This window comes from Metabacillus lacus (assembly GCF_009674805.1).
Lineage (GTDB): Bacteria > Bacillota > Bacilli > Bacillales > Bacillaceae > Metabacillus_C > Metabacillus_C lacus.
The window spans coordinates 1-19,073 of sequence record NZ_WKKI01000057.1 but is presented as its reverse complement, the minus strand read 5'-3'; the positions used below and the strand labels follow the sequence as shown (position 1 = coordinate 19,073).

Genomic DNA, 19,073 nt, shown 5'->3' with positions numbered 1-19,073 from the left:
GCGGCTCGAGGTCATAAGTCATCTTGGTCAAGAGGTCAAAGAGCGACCTCATGCCCAAGCTGCCTTATGCTTGTCGCCGCTTAACGGGCGCCTTCCGCTTTTCGGTTTGTCCAGCTCCAGGCGCCAGCCCGTCGAGGTCATAAGCCAATCCGGCCAGAAGGTTAAATAACAACCTTCATTCCGGCTCGTCTTATGCTTGTCAGGGCTGAGCGGGCGCCTTCCGCTTTTCTTGGTGTCCAGCTCCAGGCGCCAGCCCTTCGAGGTCATAAGCCAATCCGGCCTGAAGGTTAAATAACAACCTTCATTCCGGCTCGTCTTATGCTTGTCAGGGCTGAGCGGGCGCCTTCCGCTTTTCTTGGTGTCCAGCAGCTCCGGCTAGGCCCTCGAGGTCATAAGCCAATCATCTCAAAAAGGCAAAGAGCGCCTTTTTGAGATGATTGGCTTATGCTTGTCGGGCCTGGCAAGCCGGTTCCGCTTTTCTTACAGAACATAAACAGCAGCACTTCCGCCATGAATTTTGCTGAACATTTTGGAGAAGGATTCTGCCATACTTTTAGCGTCTTCTGGATCCTGGTTTGGGTTCAAAAAGGCAATTTGCAGGCATTTTACGGTTTCCAGTGAGACAGCGCTTCTTTTAGAATCAACATAGGGGCTGCCGAATGGTCCGATTGAATCTGACAGCACAGGGATGTTTTTCAGGCTGACAGTTCTGCCGTTGAGCGCTTCGTACGTATCATTTTCGCTTCCGGAAGAGAGAATGATATCACCTTCCAGTTTGTCACAATCATATATGCCGAATGGAATGGTGTACTGCAGCGAGAAAAAATTGTTCATGTCTGCTGCAGAATGGATAGGGGACAGAAATTGCTGCTTCGCAATTCTTCTGTACATGGCTTCCTGTGATGGCCGGTATCTGTTTGGATCTGCTCCTAAGGCTTTGAAGATGCTTCTCCACTCACGAATTCCATCGTAGTCAGCAGGTTTTTTCTCCTCTGATTGAAAATAGAGAGACTCTTGAAACAGCTGCAGCCTTCCCCGCAGCATGGCAGGGGAGTCGCTGATGGTAATATCGTTGTAGGTAACAGCTGCCAATTTAAACCCCGGGATGATTTTCTTTATACTTTCTTCTATAATAATCTTCATAAACACCACTCCTCACTAACAATATCTTAACATAGAAACAATTTCTTACTAAGAAAGGAGGCCGCTGCCATGAATTATGCTGCATTTAAAGAGGACGTGATTTCTTACAGCAAGAAAATCGGAATTGATAAAATTGGGTTTGCTTCAACAGATGTGTTTCAGGAACTGAAGCAGCGGCTGATTCTTCATGAACAGTCAAATTATCAATCAGGCTTTGAAGAGCCGGATATTGAAAAAAGAACACATCCTGAACTGCTGCTTCCTCAAGCGAGGTCTATCATCTCTATTGCCATCGCTTATCCAAGCAGGATGGAGAATGCACCTAGAAGCACCCGGGAGGAGAGAAGAGGAATTTTCTGCAGGGCCTCCTGGGGAAGAGATTATCATGATGTGCTGCGCTCAAAGCTCTCGCAGCTGGAAGAGTATATAAAGGAAACCTATCCGGCTGCCCTCACCAAGTCGATGGTCGATACAGGTGAGCTTTCGGACAGAGCGGTTGCAGAACGGGCCGGGATTGGCTGGAGTGCGAAAAACTGTGCCATTATTACGCCTGAATACGGGTCATATGTTTACCTTGGAGAAATGATCACCAATATTCCCTTCGAACCTGACATACCGCTTGAGGATCAGTGCGGCACGTGCAATAAGTGTGTAGATGCCTGTCCGACCGGAGCCCTTGTTCAGGGAGGACAATTAAACTCTCAGCGCTGCATTGCTTTTCTGACTCAAACTAAGGGATTTTTGCCTGATGAGTTTCGGAAGCCGCTTGGAAACCGTCTGTATGGCTGTGATACATGTCAAACAGTGTGCCCGAAAAATAAAGGGAAAGACTTTCATTTTCACCCTGAACTGGAGCCGGATCCTGAGCTTGCAAAGCCTAAGTTAAAGCCGCTTCTGACCATGAGCAACAGGGAGTTTAAAGAAAAGTTTGGACATGTTTCCGGCTCATGGAGAGGGAAAAAACCAATTCAGCGAAATGCGATTCTTGCGCTGGCCCACTTTAAGGATGAATCAGCGCTGCAGGATCTGCAGCATCTGGTGAAAGAAGATCCCCGTCCTGTTATCAGAGGAACTGCCGCATGGGCAATCGGAAAAATCGGCGGCAGCGGAAGCATGCAGTTTTTGCTGCAGGCGAAAGAAAGGGAGCAGGATCCTCAAGCAGCGGAAGAAATTCAAAAAGGAATAGAGCTGCTTCAGAAAGATTAAGATACTAATATAGCCCCCCAGGCTCATATGGTGAATAAGATGGGTTTTTTGGGGGGGATAAAATGAAGCAGACATTGAAAGCTTTGTCTGAAGAGAAGCTTCATTATCTGGTAGGAACCAGCAAAAAAGTGACACGCATAAGGGATGAGGACTTAGCGGTGCTTGAGAGAAAGCGGAAGTCGCTGGAGATGAGAAATACTGAAATTGTCAAAGGCACTTTGCACCTGTCCTTTGATGATATTACAGAACAAAGCTCCGTCTATCAGTTTGCCTATCAGGCTCATTACCGGCTGCTTCATAAATGCGGAGAACATCTCTATCTTGAGGAAATAGTGGAACCGCGAAAAGCAGTTACCTGCAGGGAAGAGATATTGGAGGATGTATCGGTTGTGTTAAAGCCGTGGCAGGAGGATTTTACTCCGGACAATCTCCCCGCGGAAGAGCAGCCGGAACGAAAAAAATTTATTTATGACCGATCTTTGGCTGTACAGTATGCAGAACGCTGGTGGAACAGTTCCAACAGCAAGTATAAAAATTTTGATGTCAACTGCACCAACTTTGTTTCTCAATGCCTTCATGCCGGAGATGCGCCAACAAGAGGCTATCCTAAACGGTCCTCCGGATGGTGGATGCAGAATTCTTCCTGGAGCTACAGCTGGACTGTGGCACATTCTATGAAGCATTATTTTCAGCAATCCACTGCGGGCCTCAGGGCAACAGAGGTTTTTTCCGCCAGGGAGCTCATCCCGGGAGATGTGATTTGCTATGACTTTCAGGGTGACGGCAGATATGATCATACCACGATTGTGGTGGCAAAAGATAAGAACAGCATGCCGCTTGTGAACGCACAAACCTACAACAGCCGCATGAGGTACTGGGCTTATGAAGACTCGACTGCCTACACGCCGAACATTCAATATAAATTTTTTCATATTACGGATGATGAGCAAGGAAAAAAATAATGGTATAATAGCTGAAGTCTATATTAGAGGTGAAAGATGTGGCACTGCATGTAGTTTTATATCAACCTGAAATCCCTGCCAACACCGGAAACATTGCGCGTTCCTGTGCGGCAACCAATACAACTTTGCACTTGATTCGTCCGCTAGGATTTTCAACTGATGATAAAATGCTGAAAAGAGCCGGGCTCGATTACTGGGAGCATGTAAATGTTGTTTATTATGATTCTCTCCAAGAGCTGTTCCAACAGTATAAGGAAGGAGAGTTCTTTTTCCTGACAAAATTTGGCCAGAAGCCTCATACAAGCTTTGAATATCATGATAGAGATAAAGATTATTTCTTCGTCTTTGGAAGAGAAACTACGGGACTTCCAAAGGATTTGATACAGGAGAATATGGACCGCTGCCTGCGCCTGCCGATGACGGAGCATGTCCGCTCGCTGAATCTTTCCAACACTGCTGCAATACTTATATATGAAGCACTAAGGCAGCAGGGATATCCTGGATTGTCATAATAGAAAAGGGCTGCACAGCGTATCGTTGTGCAGCCCTTTTCTATGAAGTGAGATGCCCGAAAGCGGGAAGCTCCGCCTCATGTCACTATATATTACTTTTTTATTGTTGGCTTGGAATCGTATCCAGCAGTAAAAATAGCAGTTAAGAACGTAACACAAACCCCGATTAAAAGGATTACCTTCATGCTTCTTCCTCCCCTGAAAAAGAAATGTTTTATGTAAATGGATGCCCTTACATATATATTTGTCTATATTATAACTCATTTCCAGCGCACTGTGAATGTTATCCAGATAGAATCACAGATTTTTCCTTCTGAGAAGGCTGCTTGATTGTATTGAAAAGTTAGAATGATGACGGACATCCTCGCATAAAGTGTATTAATCAGGGCAGCATCACGATGAAGGAGGTCCTTATGGATATTTTAAAAAGGATTGAAAAATACAGAGAAGATGAACATCGTCTAAAGTGGGAAGGAACCTTCGTGGACTATCTGGCTTTATTAAAGGAAACACCATGGGTGGCACAATCTGCTCATTCAAGAGTTTACAATATGATAAAAGATAATGGTATTGAGGACGTGAACGGTACAAAGCATTATAAGTTTTTTGATCAGCAGCTGTTCGGTCTTGAGGAAGCGTTGGAGAGGCTTGTGGAAGAGTATTTTCATCCTGCTGCCAAGCGTCTGGACGTCAGAAAGAGAATTCTGCTTTTAATGGGACCTGTAAGCGGAGGAAAATCTACACTTGTGACCATGCTGAAAAGAGGACTGGAGAAATATTCGCAAACAGACCGGGGTGCGGTATATGCGATCAAAGGCTGTCCGATGCACGAGGATCCGCTTCATTTAATTCCGCTTCATTTACGTGATGACTTTTATGAAGAGTACGGCATCCGCATTGAGGGGAATTTATCGCCGCTCAATTTAATGAGGCTTGAAGAGGAGTACGGCGGCAGGCTTGAGGATGTAATCGTTGAACGGATCTTTTTCTCGGAAGATAAAAGAACGGGAATCGGTACCTTCAGCCCTTCTGATCCGAAATCGCAGGATATTGCCGACCTTACCGGAAGCATCGACTTTTCGACGATTGCGGAATATGGATCAGAATCAGATCCGAGAGCTTACCGTTTTGACGGAGAACTGAACAAGGCCAATAGAGGAATGATGGAGTTTCAGGAAATGCTGAAGTGCGACGAAAAATTCCTGTGGCACCTGCTGTCACTGACGCAGGAAGGGAATTTTAAAGCTGGCAGATTTGCGCTCATTTCAGCAGATGAACTGGTCGTGGCACATACGAATGAAACGGAATACAGATCTTTTATCAGCAATAAGAAAAACGAAGCTCTTCATTCACGGATCATAGTGATGCCGATTCCTTATAACCTGAAAGTAACCGAGGAAGAAAGAATTTACGATAAAATGATCAGGGAGAGCGATGTCTCTGATGTGCATATTGCTCCGCATACCTTAAAGGTAGCAGCCATGTTTACCATTTTAACAAGGCTGAAGGATGCGAAGAGAGCGGATATTGATCTTGTTAAAAAAATGCGCCTGTATGACGGCAAAAGTGTTGAAGGCTATAACACGATAGATGTTGAGGAACTGAAAAAAGAATACACGGATGAAGGAATGAGCGGGATTGATCCCCGCTATGTGATCAATAGAATTTCGTCGACCATCATCAGAAAAGAAACACCTTCAATCAATGCGCTGGATGTTCTACGCTCTTTGAAGGAAGGCCTTGATCAGCATCCTTCCATTTCTAATGAAGACAGAGAAAAATATATGAACTATATTTCAGTTGCCCGTAAAGAGTACGACGATATAGCGAAAAAAGAAGTGCAAAAGGCATTTGTCTATTCATACGAGGAATCTGCCAAAACGCTCATGGATAATTATCTTGATAATGTTGAGGCATATTGCAATAAAAATAAACTCAGAGATCCTTTAACTGGAGAAGAAATGAATCCGGATGAAAAGCTGATGAGATCCATAGAAGAGCAGATTGGAATCTCGGAAAACGCGAAAAAGGCTTTCAGAGAAGAAATTCTGATTAGAATCTCAGCATTTGCCAGAAAAGGAAAAAGATTTGACTACAACTCTCATGAGAGACTTCGCGAAGCCATTCAGAAAAAGCTATTTGCGGACCTGAAGGATGTCGTAAAAATCACCACTTCCTCCAAAACGCCTGATGAAACACAGCTGAAAAAGGTGAACGAAGTGGTGGCAAGGCTTGTTGATGAACACGGCTATAACTCTACTTCCGCAAATGAACTTCTTCGGTATGTCGGAAGCCTTCTAAACAGATAAACAAGAAAGTGCCGGTTAAGCAGACCGGCACTTTGTTCATGTTTACCCCTTATCGCAGCCGGGAATTAAACAGGTAAATACTTTTTAAAGAGGTGGTAGCATGGATAAGCAAAAAAATGACCATTTAAATAAAGAAGAAAAAGAAGCCAATCAAACAATGAAAAGAACGAAAGACTTAACAGAGTACTCCAGCATTATGGAGCATATGAAAACACACCAGGAAGTAAAGAGTGACGGAAATGCGGAAGATCCGCCAATCTATAATGAAAGAGACAAGGAGTAGCCTGATACAGGCTGTTCCTTTTTTTTAGAGATATTTTCGGAAGCGGGAGAACTATCTTTTTATATGTACAAGACATCTTGTCTATTTTTACAATAGACCGTCTAATTTTCTAAATTATTTGTCAATAAAATAGAACTGCCGCATAGGATAGAGTAATCCAAACAACCAAGGGTATAAAATCCCTATCCTATTCACTCACAGTAGATAGTGTATTCAGGAAGCTTAAAAAGGTGAGGGATATGGAAAAAATATTTGGAGGGGGAAGGGAAAAATGACAAAAGAAAATGCTCGTAATTTTGCCATCTCGAATGAAGATTGGTCCCTCCACCGCAAAGGCCACGATGATCAAAAAAGGCACCAGGAGAAAGTTCAGGAAGCAATCAAGAACAATCTGCCGGATTTAATCACTGAAGAAAGCATAGTGATGTCTAATGGAAAAGATGTTGTGAAAATCCCAATTCGTTCTTTGGATGAATATAAAATTCGTTATAATTATGACAAAAATAAGCATGTTGGCCAAGGCAAAGGGGACAGCCAGGTAGGTGACGTTGTTGCCAGGGACGGTTCCCCGGGAGATGCAGGACCGGGAAAAGGGCAGGGAGCAGGCGATCAGGCCGGCGAGGATTATTATGAAACAGAAGTGTCGATGATGGAGCTGGAAGAAGCCCTTTTCAAGGAGCTGGAGCTGCCGAATCTGAAACAGAAGGAACGCGATCAGAATGTGGTCCAAAACATTGAATTTAACGATATAAGAAAAACAGGACTTATGGGAAATATAGATAAGAAAAGAACAATGCTTTCAGCATATAAGAGAAATGCCATACATGGAAAAGCTGCTTTTTATCCGATTTATCCTGAAGACCTGAAGTTTAAAACATGGAATGAGGTTGTAAAGCCTGACTCTAAAGCCGTGGTGCTCGCCATGATGGACACCAGCGGATCAATGGGCCTTTGGGAAAAATATATGGCCAGAAGCTTCTTTTTCTGGATGACACGCTTTTTAAGAACAAAGTATGAAACAGTGGAAATAGAATTTATTGCGCATCATACGGAAGCAAAAATTGTAACGGAAGATGACTTTTTTTCAAAAGGGGAAAGCGGAGGAACGATCTGCTCTTCTGTCTACCGCAAAGCGCTGGAAGTGATTGATGAAAAGTATCATCCATCCCGTTACAATATTTATCCATTTCATTTTTCGGACGGTGATAATCTTACCTCTGACAATGCAAGATGCGTAAAGCTTGTGAACGAGCTGATGAAAGTATCCAATATGTTCGGTTATGGAGAAGTCAACCAATACAACCGCCACTCGACTCTGATGTCCGCCTATAAAAGTATCAATAATGAAAACTTCCGCTATTTTATCCTCAAGCAAAAATCTGATGTCTTCCATGCGATGAAAAGCTTCTTCAAAAAAGAAGAAGATCAAAGACAGTTTGCATAAAGGAACAGACAGGGGCGTCTACCCTGTCTGTTTTTCTTATATGGCGTTTTCCAGCTGGATAAAGTGTGCAGGTTCATGGCTGCGGGTCTGTCGGTGTAAAAAGCGTGCAGGATTCTGAGGTGTGGAAGTAATTATAAAACCGGTTCATTTATAAATCTTGGGCGGATAACGGTAAACTTCAGATTATCAATATCTAGCTCAAGAGGGATGATCTCGCAGTCACCATTGCTGTACACATAAATTACACGATATTTATTCCCGTTATATGTAAGCTCATCGCCGACGCTCATGGAAGCCACTCCTTTCAAACAATAGATCTGCTACCACTCACATACCCCTAAAAAAGAAAGAAAAAACTACTTTTTGGAGTGAGAGACATTTGCAAATTACAGAATTTTTTTAATCAGAAAATGGATATTTCACAGCAGACCCCGGCCTGAAAATGTAAAACGCAGGTAGCCTCAGCAGGTGCCAGGGACTTTACAGTGAAATATTTAATTGGTTTGAAATCTTCTTCTGCTTTTCCGGATTCTCTCCGCAATATTGATTCCCTGTCTTCCAGGGGGCGGAGTCAGGAGAAGCTGTACCATCATTTCAGCCATTTTTTCATTTCCGTTATCGTTCGGATGAATTTCATCGTATGCCCACGTGTCTCTGTCACTTGCAAGGAGCAGCCTTGCACTTGGAATAATTATGATTTTCGGGTCTTTTGCTGCAAGCTTATACAGTACAGCATTCCAAATGTCCACCAGCTTGACTGATGCAGAGTAATGAGGTTCTGTAACTGGCACAGGGTTATAAAGTTCATTCAGCACAATGATGCATTCGCTGTTGAGCTCTCTCACTTGCCTGACGATTTCCGTTATGTTTTCATGATAGCTGTTTTTGATTGCCCTGAACGCTGTAATCACTTCCATTGGCCCTTTTCCCATTGCGATCTTCAAAATATCATTGCCGCCGATGTTTATGGTAACGATATCAGCTTGTCCAATGCTGACTTGCATATGATCCTCCGTCATCATGGACAGAAGCTTGTCACTTGTAATGCTGTCTTTCCCGAAGTTTTCCAAATGAAAAGGCTTGTTCAGTTTTTGCTCAAGAAGCTGGTTGGCAATCCCTACAAACCCCTTCCTTTGCGAGCCGTAGCCCCTGGCTACCGAATCGCCAAGCCCTATATGATAAAGCGTCTCCCTTTCCAAACTTTCAAGATACCCTCCAGTAACCTGGGGATTCTTTTTGAACTGTCTCACTTGATAAGCAGGCGCGAATTGCCGAAGGCCGAAAAATACCATTGCAGCTGAAGCAGCCATACCGAAATATTTCCATGCTTCCTGATGTTTCATGAGATGCACCTCCTGTCAGTATGATAACAAAGAAGAAGTCAGTCTTATTATTGCTGTAAGCAGCACTATGTATGAAACATTAAATTGTAAAGGCGCTAAGCAATTAGCGCCTCACCTTACTTTATAATTGATTTCATCAGAGTTCCAGTGTCTTAGGGTCAATTTTTTTGCTGTTCATGAGACGGATGGATTGAGGCTGTATCTTAAGGATTGTGTAATTTGGATCATCCCTTCCATCAAACCAGGCTGCCACTTCATCGTTCCACAGCTTGTCCTTCAATTCTTCCGAATCATTTACTTCAGCTTTTCCTTCAATTTCAACATACTCATCACCGACACCTTGTCCATCATAGCCAAGCAGTATATGAACATTGGAGTTTTCTTCAATTTCATCTGTTTTATGAGTTTGTTTACTGGTAGGTGTATACAAGGTTAGATCTTCATTGAAAAATGTCATATAACGGGTATGCGGCTTATTATTTGAAACTGTAGCCAGTGTCCCTGTTTTGTTTTCATCAATAATTGATTCTATTTTTTTTCTGAGTTCTTGTTGATCCATTTTCATCAGCTCCTGTAAAGTGTGATGTTTTTTATATTCCTTACATCTTTTATCGTTAAACCCCAATTGTCCGACTCAATGTATGTAAAAAGCACAGCGGTTTTAAACCGCTGCGCCTTCATTACAGTTATCGATTAGTAACCGTAACCTCCGCCAACGTAAGCAGCACCTACAATTACCAACAAGATGAACAATACAACGATCAACGCGAAACCGCCTGCGTATCCGCCGCCGTAACCTCCGCCCATTCCTTTCACCTCCAACTGCTTTGTACTCTACATAGTATGTAAGAAACGAATTTTAGACATGGGCATTTTATGGAAAACTGAAGATTTATTGTAAAAAGGTTTTTTAATGAGAAGCTGAGGGTAGAAGCAGTCTACATTCAACATGCATCAGGAGGATTACATGTTTAAGAAAAAATTATGTAAAACAGCCATTATAACCAGCATACTGTTTCTGCAGTTATGTCCGCTTTCTGCAAAAGCGGAAAGTGAACGAAAAACCGTTACAATCCTATCATTAGATGGGATGCGCAATGATTTGACTTCTCAGTACTCACAAGAAGGAAAACTGCCTCATATCAGCAGGGTGATGGAAGAAGGGATAACAGCAGAATACGCACAAAGTATTGCTCCTTCTCTCACTGCACCCTCTCATGCTGCAATTTCCACTGGGGCCCACCCGGCTAAGACCGGCATTGTCAGCAATGAAATGCATAAGCCGGGCAAAAATATCGATAACACAGATGATGCATTTCACACAGAGCTTGAAGTGAATCCACTCTGGAAAGAAGCAAGAGAACAGGGGAAGAAAACAGCTACAGTTGCATTTGCAGGGGCCAATCCAAAAATAGGAAAGCAGGGTGATTATTCAATTTATTATGGTAAAACATTGGAAGATGCAAGTCTTGAAGAGTTGTCTTTTACACCTGCAAAAGGGTGGAAACAAGATGTACTCCCCGCAAGCTACAGCCCTCACTTGGAAGCGGCGGTGGAATTGAAGCTGAAAGGAAGAGGGAATCAGACTTTATATATTGCGGCCATTGACAGCACGGATGACGGCAGGAAGAATTATGATTTCTTCGTTGCTGCAACCAATAAGAATAGCGGCGGCAATGTTTACAGCAAACATGACTGGATCCCAGTGGAACTTTCAGCGTCAGAAAATGAGACTGCTGGATTTTGGCTGAAGTTTAAAAACACAAGTGGAAATCTTGAAAGGGCAGAATTGTTCAGAACTTCGGTTACAACTGCTGTGATTGATGGTCCTGAAGGATTTGCAGATAGAATAAAGGGGCAATTTGGGTTCTTTCCTGTTCAAGATGAACAGAAAGCTTTTGATAATGGTGAAATTTCAAGAAAAGAGTATGAGGAGATCATAGTCAGGTTCAACGAGTGGGTCTCTGATGTATCTCTTGATATTAAGGAAAATGAAAAGCCGGACCTTCTTATGTATTATCTGCCTCATGCAGATCATGAACAGCATGAATACTTGCTGACTGATCCGAGGCAGGAAGGGTACAGCGAGGAAAAAGCAGAGAAATACAGCAAATATGTGGAATGGGCTTACAAGGAAGCTGACAGGGCTGTAGGCAGAGCGGTTTCTGCTCTGGGAGAGCAGGATACCCTGCTGCTGGTCTCTGATCATGGCATGGAGCCGGTACATACGGAGATTCATCCTAATTTCATATTGAAAAAGGCGGGGCTGCTGGTAACTGATGAGAAAGGAAACATTAAGGATGATGAAACAAGAGCCTATGCTGTCGGCAGCGGTTCAGCTGCGCACATTTATCTGAATCAGAAAAAAGGTGCTTCTGGAGCGCTGACAAAAGAGGAATATGCTGAAGTGAGAAAAGAAATTGAAGAAGCCTTTCACTCTGTCAGAATTACTGCACCTAAGCGCTTTGCTGTCGTGAAGGAAAAAGGGAAGGATTTCAGGAGAAGTCTGAAGCAGGAAGGCCTATTAGCCAAGAAAACATTTCATATGCAAAGGAAGCAGTAAGAAATATCTTGCACGAAGATGTTAAGCCATTCACAGTTTTGCCGGAGAAAGAACTAAAAGAGCAGTCCATACATCACCAGAATGCCGGCGAAGTGGTGCTGCTGGGGGAAAAGGGATATTCCATGGGAAATGGCTTTAATAAGCTGAGTGAGCCTGCCAAAAAGCTTGGTAATCACGGAGGAGATCCTGCAAGGAAAGAGCTGCATGCCATTTTTATGGGTGTTGGGCCTGATTTGCCCGCAGGCCAGAAAATAGATCCGGTTTCACTTATGGATGTTGCACCGACGGTATATGACATGTTAGATCTGAAAAGCCCGGAATTTGTAGAAGGAAAGGCAATAGATTATCGGATGGGTAAAAAGGACTAAATGCAGTTTTGCTGCCTTAAAATTCATTCAGAATCGTTATAGAAACAGTGAGAGGGGTAATAAGAAACATGACCTAATCATGAGGAGGCTGACAAATGCAAGCTGTAACATACCAAGGTGCTGAAAAAATCGAAGTAAAACAAATGGCTGCCCCTAAAATTGAGAGAAATGACGATATTATCGTTAAAATCACGTCAACCGCTATCTGCGGTTCCGATCTTCACTTATATCAAGGAAACATGCCGCCATTGAGCAAAGACTACATTATTGGACATGAGCCGATGGGAATTGTAGAGGAAGTAGGACCGGAAGTAACAAAGGTTAAAGTAGGTGACCGTGTTGTCATTCCTTTCAACGTTTCCTGCGGTCAGTGTTTTTTCTGTGAGCATGATATGGAAAGCCAGTGCGATCATGTAGAGTCCAATCCTCATGGAGATACAGGCGGTTATTTTGGATATACAGAAATGTTTGGAAATCACCCTGGCGGACAGGCAGAATACCTGAGAGTTCCTTTTGGCAACTTTATGCCTCTGGTCATACCTGAATCCTGCGAGCTGGAAGATGAGTCATTGTTATTCCTTTCTGACGTCATTCCAACCGCATACTGGAGTGTAGAGCATTCAGGTGTAAAAGAAGGAGATACGGTTTTAGTTTTAGGAGCTGGGCCGGTCGGTTTGATGGCTCAGAAGTTTGCTTGGATGAAAGGGGCCAAGCGGGTTATCGCTGTTGATCATCTTGATTACAGGCTGAACCATTCCAAGGCTACGAACAATGTAGAAACTTTTGATTTTACCCAGTTTGATGATATGGGAAGCCATATTAAAGAACTGACAAACGGCGGTGCTGATGTTGTCATCGATTGTGTCGGCATGGACGGTAAAAAATCCGCTATTGAAAAAATGCAGCAAAAAGCAAAAATTCAGGGCGGTACAATCGGTCCCATCCAAATTGCTACAAAAGCCGTCAGGAAGTTTGGAACAATCCAGCTTACTGGCGTATATGGAATGAACTATAATCAGTTCCCGCTCGGAGAAATTTTCACAAGAAACGTAACTGTTAAAACAGGACAGGCACCTGTTGTTCACTATATGCCGGAGCTGTTTGATAAAATTGTAAACGAAGAATTTAATCCGGCTGATATTATTACGCATAAAATGCCGCTTGAAAAAGCTGCAGATGCTTATAAAATCTTTAACGATCATGAAGATGACTGCATTAAGGTTGTTCTTAAACCATAAACCCGCAGCATGCTGCCCTGAAAGGCTGTTCATTAACAGCTTTTCAGGGCAGTTTTTGTGTTGGTGTATGAATTTGATTAAAGAAGAAAATGAAATTCCTGCATAAAATTCCTGCAATTCTCGATCACAGCCTGAAGTCCGTCACAACCAGTTTTTTTCAGCGGAAATCGGGAATGATGAGAGCGGTCAAAGTACATATTATGAAGGTGTCCTGCAGCAATAACGGGCAACATGTGACCTGGAGGGGATTCTATTGATGAATCAGCAAATGCAGCAGCAAGCAAATATGTATCAGCCTGGGGCAATTCCAGCTTCCATGAATCATGGAGGGCATGAGATCTTTGAGATTCACGAGATTTTATCCGGCACAGTAAGCATGCTTGATCAATGTACGCTTTTGCGGGAACATGTGAAAGATCCGGAGCTGCGTGACATTATGGACCGCCAGCACCAATTTGTACAAGATTCTTATAATATCACTGTAGAAGCTTTCAGGAGCGGACAAGATCCGTCACACCCTACAGGCAGCTATAAAATGAATCAGAGCAATGATGTGCTGTACGGGCTGAAGCCTGGTCAGCCTAAAAAGCCGATGCAGTCGGCTTCTGAGCTGAATGATGCGGCTATTTCTCAGCAAATGCTGCAAATGGTGAAAATGAATGCAGGCATGATGACAAAGGGAGCCCTAGAAGTCACCAATCCGGTGGTTCGCCGTGTGATTGGAGACAATGTTCAAAACTTGATTGAAATGGGCTATGAACTGTTTTTGTATCAAAACAAAAATCATTATTACCAGGTTCCCCAGCTTGCCCAGGCAGATGCACAGCAGCTGATTTCCGCTTTTGATACAGCCGGAAATGCAGGACAAGGACAAATGATGCAGTAACAAAAAAATCTCATCCGTAAGGGTGAGATTTTTTTGTCAAGATATGCAGGAATATTTCTTGGGAAATGCTGTCGATTTACTCACGATGTAAAAAGCCTTCATGAGCAAGTACCCCTTGTAATGCTGATTGAAAATCTTCGGCAGCTTTATCCCGCCACTTTCCTTCAGCAGGATAAAAAAGCTCCTTGTAACGTCTTTTAATAATGCTATCAGCCAAATGGTTTTGAGATGGGTATTGGAAATTCTGGTTTTCCTCCACCGTTCTTTTTAATGATTGTATGCTGGCAGCGGTTCCTTCACCAAGTGTCCCGAATTCAAATGTTGTTGAGTAGAGGCTCTTTTCAGGACTTATCCTGTTTTTCAGCTTATAAAAATACTCAGTTATATCACCTGTCGTTACATAATACTCCTCTGTTTCCGGGGTGAAGACAAGCGGATAGTTATAAGCTTTTTCCGCCTCATTTTGAGTCATGGTCTCCTCAATAGAACTGAAGATGCTCATTTGATAGCGAGGACCGTAGCCGGTATGAATATCAATATGAACAATGTTTTCATATTCGCTATTCAATGCTTCTTCCATGATATCCTTCACTAATTTCGTAGAAGGCTCATCCTCGGTGCCACCAAAATATACTCCCTCTGGATTTGTATATTGTCCGGACAGCAAGGCAGTTTCAATCTTAGCTGTGCCGTGGGAAGCGGCAGTCTGGATTAGGGATGCAAAAAACGCTGCATCGTGATTTGCAGGGTTTTTTGCATGCTTTTCCGGCTGAAAAAAGCTCTTCAGCTCTGTGTAATATGTGTTCATATCGTAATCATGATCTTCCCAGTTATGAATGAAGTTTCTGTTCAAGTCTACATTGTTTTCATTATATCTTCGGAAATTTTTCATTCCCCAGGGATTAATGGAGTGAATCAGCCATACTCCTGTATTCTCTGAAGGAAGCTGGTTCAGCATGTTCTCCATAAATACATTTTGCATCGCGGATCCTGTGTAGCCTTCAATACCATGAGTTCCACTGGAAAGAATCAGCAGGTTTTTCTTTTCCTCCGGCTCCGCTTTCAGCATGTCGATTGTCAGGTTTTCGAGCCCGATACTATAGGAAACAGACTCAGTATTTTTCCAAATTTCTTGAAGTTGATATTCATAGCCTGCAAAGCGCTCTCTTGATTCTTCAAAGGATTCAGGAAAGTGGTGTGCGGCAGGGCCGTTTCTGTTAACATCTTTCTCAGCAGCAAGAGCATCCATGACATTTGGAATCACCACATTCCAGGAAAAAATAACAGCAATTATCACATAAATCAATTTTTTTAACATATGTAAGCCTCCTTTACCTTTTATCGGCAAAAAATTTGAAAAAATGAGTGGAAAAAACAAAATATATGACGAAAATAATTATATCAGGAAAAAATTTCCGTAATCACTATAGGAGGTAATAGCAGGTGCAAAAAGCAAGCTTAATAGAAAAGAATACAGAGAGTGTTAACTCTATATTAAGAAAGGTTTTCGTGATTGCTTCAATCGCATTAATCGTAAATAATATTTTTCAAATATATTTATACGGTATACCAAAGCTCACCTTTATGGGCATTTCCTATAATTTATTGTTTTTGCTGTTTCTTCTGCCGGTTGTGCATTATAAGCTGAAAAAAGATGAAGCAGTGTTTAAAACACTGACGGTCGGTTCAATGGTTGTATTCGCATTTTTGCTGCATACAGATTCCTGGGTTAATGTGCCGTTTGTCTGGCTGATCCCATTTGGTGTTGCAAGCTTGTATGCTGATTACAAATTAATGAAAAGAACGTTTTTGATTGTGCTTCCACTGCTGGTTGTCTCACAATTCACACATTTGTGGCTCGCTGAAACAATGGTGATTGAGACAAGCATGAACCGTTCCGTTCTGACTGGAGTTTATTATGGTCTTCAGTTCCTCTTTATCGGCATTCTTTTTATGAACAGTACAAAACGTTCAAACAACATGCTGGAAGAGAGTGAGAAGTTAAAGGGGCAGCTGGATGCGATGCTGCAGACTGCCAGCAGTTCTTCTTTGCAGCTTTCAGGGCATGTAAACCAGTTGAATGAAAACATCAATGATACGACTGGTGCAATTGCTCAGATGAATACATCTGTCCAAAGTGTTTATCAAGACTCAAGGCACCTTTCTGATAAGCTTGCAGAAGCGGAAAAAGAAGTGCTTGCGATTATGGATGATCTCTCAAGCTCAAGCGTGTACACACAAAAAATTGAACAAGATACGAATGGCATGGCTGACATGCTGAACTACAACAAAGAAACATTGCTGGCTGCCGTAGGGACAATTGAAGAAATGAAAACCCACTCCGGCACTTCAATTGAACAGGTTGAGCAGCTCGCATTAAAAACAAATGAGGTGGAGAAGGTTCTCCATGCCATCAGGGGAATTTCAGAACAAACCAATCTTCTTGCCTTAAATGCTGCAATCGAGGCAGCAAGGGCAGGCGAACATGGGAAGGGCTTCGCAGTTGTAGCGAATGAAGTCCGCAAGCTTGCAGAACAGTCATCTCAATCTTCAGAAATCATCCAAAGCATTCTGAAAGAAATTCTTGCTGCAAAGGATCAGGTGATTGATACATTAAATATCTCTAAAAATGTTGTTGAAGAGGGAATTGGAAGCATACAAAAAACTGCTGAAGCATTTGATGAAATGGCAGACAAACAAAGCAATACACTGGATGATCTCAAGCGGATTATTGAACTGGTTAAAAATCTCGCGCGTCAGGGTGAATTTGTAAAAGATCATATTAAGGATGTAAGCAGCCAGCACCTGGAAAATCAGGACAGCATTGCGGAAGCTGCGACAGCTATTGAAGAAATCAGCGCTTCAGTGCAGGAGATTTCTGCTTATGTCATGCAGGTGGATGAAAAGGCTAATCAGCTGGCTGAAGCGCAGCGGTAGCGGGAAAATGCATAGAGTCCTTGTTTTTTTTTCATAATAAGTGAAGAACAAAAAAGGAGTAAAATCATGAATATTCTGATTGTCTATGCACATCCAAATAAGAAAAGCTTTAATGCAGCTCTGAAGGAAGCAGTGATTGAACAGCTGAAGGAATTAGACTATGACGTGAGAGTCAGGGATTTGTATGAAATTCAGTTTGACCCGGTTCTGAAGGAAGACAACTATACAGAGTTTTACCAAACAAATGCACCTGAAGACATATTATATGAGCAAAAAGAAATAAGCTGGGCGGATGTTCTGATTTACATTTTTCCCACATGGTGGACAGGGATGCCTGCAATTATGAAGGGCTATTTTGATAAGGTTTTTACAAATGGATTTGCCTTTCGTTTCACTGAAAAGGGGGCTGTCGGCCTGCTGGACGGAAAAAGGGCGCTGATTTTTCAGACAACCGGGCTTTCTGAGGAAGATTTAAAGCCAAAGCAGCTCATCGCTGCCATGGAAACCTCCTTTGATCTGGGAATACTTCACTATTGCGGTGTGAATATATTGACTCATAAGTTTTATTACTCACTCCCCTATTTGGATCAGGACTCAAAAAAGAGAGTGATTCAAGAAGTAAAAGATCAGCTGATTATGATTTAAAATTCAGAAAAAGACAAGCAATATCTTTGTTATTTCTTTACAAACATCAGATAATAGATAAGTATCTTAATGTAAAGGGGTAATCATATGACAAAGTCTTTATCTGATACTGCTGTTTTGCACAATGGCGTTGAAATGCCCTGGTTTGGCCTGGGCGTATGGCAAGCTGAGGATGGAGAAGAGGTAGTGAATGCTGTTTCTTCTGCAGTTAAAGCAGGCTACAAGAGCATAGATACAGCTGCAATCTACCGAAATGAAGATGGAGTTGGAATTGGCATCAAACAAAGCGGTGTTCCCAGAGAAGAGCTGTTTATCACGACAAAGGTCTGGAACACCGAACAAGGTTATGAGTCGACTCTGCAGGCCTTTGAAGAGAGCTTGAAAAAACTTGATCTGGAGTATGTAGATTTGTACCTGATTCACTGGCCGGTGGCAGGCAAGTATAAAGAAACATGGAAAGCCCTTGAAAAGATTTATAAAGATGGAAAGGCACGTGCAATTGGCGTGAGCAATTTCCAAGTGCATCATCTGAAAGATTTAATTGAGGATGCTGAAATCAAACCGATGGTCAACCAAGTGGAATTTCACCCTCGCTTGTGCCAGCTTGAGCTTCGTGAGTATTGCAAAGAGCAGAAAATACAGCTGGAAGCATGGTCACCGCTTATGCAAGGAAAGCTGCTGGACAATCCTGTTCTGGCTGAAATAGCAGAAAAACATAACAAAACAACAGCACAGGTTATCCTGAGATGGGATGTTCAATCCGGTGTGGTAACAATACCAAAGTCAGTGAAAGAGCAGCGTATCATTGATAACGCTGATATCTTTGATTTTGAGCTTTCGCAAGAAGACATGGAGAGAATCGACGGTCTTAATCAGGACGAGCGTGTGGGTCCAGATCCTGACAATTTTGATTTTTAATAATAAAAGAGGCCTGCTAAGGCTGTTGACAAACTCATAGGAATTTCTAAAAAATCGGTGTCGAATGAATATTCATATTCAACACCGATTTTTTTATCTTTATCCGACAGAAGACTCCCTCTTCAAGCGGGTGATGAGCTTTAGCTCAGCGATAAGGGGGAGATGAATGGCGGTTGGCGATAGCCAAAACACTCACTGTTATGGTAAAATTAGAACGTGCGTTCCTATAAAGCGAGGTGAAATCATGTTAGTTAAAAAGGCGTTTAAGTTTCGTATCTTCCCTAATCAAAAACAAATAGAGTTAATCAATAAGACG

At 42.5% G+C, this 19,073-nt stretch carries 21 protein-coding genes; 14 read left to right on the top strand and 7 right to left on the bottom strand.

Annotated features, from left to right (window positions below):
- Positions 1–48 precede the first annotated feature (48 nt).
- The gene (locus GJU40_RS18345) at positions 49–267 is read right to left on the bottom strand and encodes a hypothetical protein (RefSeq protein ID WP_154309506.1); all 219 of its coding nucleotides are present in this window, start codon (positions 265–267) and stop codon (positions 49–51) included.
- A 213-nt stretch (positions 268–480) separates the two neighbouring features.
- Positions 481–1,143, bottom strand: coding sequence for a B3/B4 domain-containing protein (locus tag GJU40_RS18340; protein WP_154309505.1), 663 nt, complete (start codon positions 1,141–1,143; stop codon positions 481–483).
- Positions 1,144–1,212: 69 nt separating this feature from the next.
- Here GJU40_RS18340 and queG point away from each other — a divergent pair, with 69 nt between their 5' ends.
- The 6 genes from queG (at position 1,213) to yhbH (ending at position 7,859) form a co-directional block, all read left to right on the top strand.
- Positions 1,213–2,349 (top strand): tRNA epoxyqueuosine(34) reductase QueG, encoded by a 1,137-nt coding sequence (gene queG, locus GJU40_RS18335; protein ID WP_154309504.1) that lies wholly within the window; start codon positions 1,213–1,215, stop codon positions 2,347–2,349.
- A 62-nt stretch (positions 2,350–2,411) separates the two neighbouring features.
- Positions 2,412–3,311: an amidase domain-containing protein gene (locus GJU40_RS18330; protein ID WP_154309503.1), complete on the top strand. Its 900-nt coding sequence runs from the start codon at positions 2,412–2,414 to the stop codon at positions 3,309–3,311.
- A gap of 29 nt (positions 3,312–3,340) precedes the next feature.
- Positions 3,341–3,823 carry a tRNA (uridine(34)/cytosine(34)/5-carboxymethylaminomethyluridine(34)-2'-O)-methyltransferase TrmL gene (gene trmL, locus GJU40_RS18325; RefSeq protein ID WP_343031618.1) on the top strand — a complete coding sequence of 161 codons (483 nt, stop codon included), beginning with the start codon at positions 3,341–3,343 and terminating at the stop codon, positions 3,821–3,823.
- A 413-nt stretch (positions 3,824–4,236) separates the two neighbouring features.
- A complete protein-coding gene (locus GJU40_RS18320) occupies positions 4,237–6,132 on the top strand; it encodes a PrkA family serine protein kinase (RefSeq protein WP_154309501.1) in 1,896 nt (631 codons plus the stop codon).
- 100 nt (positions 6,133–6,232) lie between these two features.
- A complete protein-coding gene (locus GJU40_RS18315; RefSeq protein ID WP_154309500.1) occupies positions 6,233–6,415 on the top strand; it encodes a hypothetical protein in 183 nt (60 codons plus the stop codon).
- Positions 6,416–6,686: 271 nt separating this feature from the next.
- On the top strand, positions 6,687–7,859 hold the full coding sequence (gene yhbH / locus GJU40_RS18310) for a sporulation protein YhbH (protein WP_154309499.1): 1,173 nt from the start codon (positions 6,687–6,689) through the stop codon (positions 7,857–7,859).
- Positions 7,860–7,990: 131 nt separating this feature from the next.
- Here the strand turns inward: yhbH and GJU40_RS18305 are convergent, their stop codons facing one another.
- The 4 genes from GJU40_RS18305 to GJU40_RS18290 form a co-directional block, all read right to left on the bottom strand.
- Entirely contained in the window at positions 7,991–8,149 is a 159-nt protein-coding gene (locus tag GJU40_RS18305; protein ID WP_154309498.1) for a hypothetical protein, read from the bottom strand.
- Positions 8,150–8,353: 204 nt separating this feature from the next.
- On the bottom strand, positions 8,354–9,202 hold the full coding sequence (locus GJU40_RS18300; protein ID WP_154309497.1) for a GDSL-type esterase/lipase family protein: 849 nt from the start codon (positions 9,200–9,202) through the stop codon (positions 8,354–8,356).
- A gap of 136 nt (positions 9,203–9,338) precedes the next feature.
- Entirely contained in the window at positions 9,339–9,761 is a 423-nt protein-coding gene (locus tag GJU40_RS18295) for a pyridoxamine 5'-phosphate oxidase family protein (RefSeq protein ID WP_154309496.1), read from the bottom strand.
- Positions 9,762–9,895: 134 nt separating this feature from the next.
- Complete coding sequence (locus tag GJU40_RS18290; RefSeq protein WP_154309495.1) at positions 9,896–10,009, bottom strand: YjcZ family sporulation protein; 114 nt, start codon at positions 10,007–10,009, stop codon at positions 9,896–9,898.
- 160 nt (positions 10,010–10,169) lie between these two features.
- On the opposite strand from GJU40_RS18290, the gene GJU40_RS18285 reads away from it, so the two are divergent.
- The 4 genes from GJU40_RS18285 (at position 10,170) to GJU40_RS18270 (ending at position 14,257) form a co-directional block, all read left to right on the top strand.
- On the top strand, positions 10,170–11,765 hold the full coding sequence (locus GJU40_RS18285) for an alkaline phosphatase family protein (protein WP_170289452.1): 1,596 nt from the start codon (positions 10,170–10,172) through the stop codon (positions 11,763–11,765).
- Positions 11,766–11,773: 8 nt separating this feature from the next.
- Positions 11,774–12,133 carry an alkaline phosphatase family protein gene (locus GJU40_RS18280; RefSeq protein WP_154309493.1) on the top strand — a complete coding sequence of 120 codons (360 nt, stop codon included), beginning with the start codon at positions 11,774–11,776 and terminating at the stop codon, positions 12,131–12,133.
- A gap of 95 nt (positions 12,134–12,228) precedes the next feature.
- Positions 12,229–13,371, top strand: coding sequence for a zinc-dependent alcohol dehydrogenase (locus GJU40_RS18275; RefSeq protein WP_154309492.1), 1,143 nt, complete (start codon positions 12,229–12,231; stop codon positions 13,369–13,371).
- 256 nt (positions 13,372–13,627) lie between these two features.
- On the top strand, positions 13,628–14,257 hold the full coding sequence (locus tag GJU40_RS18270; RefSeq protein WP_154309491.1) for a spore coat protein: 630 nt from the start codon (positions 13,628–13,630) through the stop codon (positions 14,255–14,257).
- Between the two features lie 76 nt (positions 14,258–14,333).
- Here GJU40_RS18270 and GJU40_RS18265 read toward each other — a convergent pair whose 3' ends face one another.
- Positions 14,334–15,575 carry a M14 family metallopeptidase gene (locus tag GJU40_RS18265; RefSeq protein WP_154309490.1) on the bottom strand — a complete coding sequence of 414 codons (1,242 nt, stop codon included), beginning with the start codon at positions 15,573–15,575 and terminating at the stop codon, positions 14,334–14,336.
- Positions 15,576–15,700: 125 nt separating this feature from the next.
- On the opposite strand from GJU40_RS18265, the gene GJU40_RS21420 reads away from it, so the two are divergent.
- The 4 genes from GJU40_RS21420 to GJU40_RS21415 form a co-directional block, all read left to right on the top strand.
- On the top strand, positions 15,701–17,194 hold the full coding sequence (locus GJU40_RS21420) for a methyl-accepting chemotaxis protein (RefSeq protein ID WP_154309489.1): 1,494 nt from the start codon (positions 15,701–15,703) through the stop codon (positions 17,192–17,194).
- 66 nt (positions 17,195–17,260) lie between these two features.
- Positions 17,261–17,839 (top strand): NAD(P)H-dependent oxidoreductase, encoded by a 579-nt coding sequence (locus GJU40_RS18255; RefSeq protein WP_154309488.1) that lies wholly within the window; start codon positions 17,261–17,263, stop codon positions 17,837–17,839.
- Positions 17,840–17,926: 87 nt separating this feature from the next.
- The gene (locus GJU40_RS18250; RefSeq protein ID WP_154309487.1) at positions 17,927–18,757 is read left to right on the top strand and encodes an aldo/keto reductase; all 831 of its coding nucleotides are present in this window, start codon (positions 17,927–17,929) and stop codon (positions 18,755–18,757) included.
- 166 nt (positions 18,758–18,923) lie between these two features.
- On the top strand, positions 18,924–19,073 hold a 150-nt coding region (locus GJU40_RS21415), incomplete at its 3' end, for a helix-turn-helix domain-containing protein (protein ID WP_343031619.1).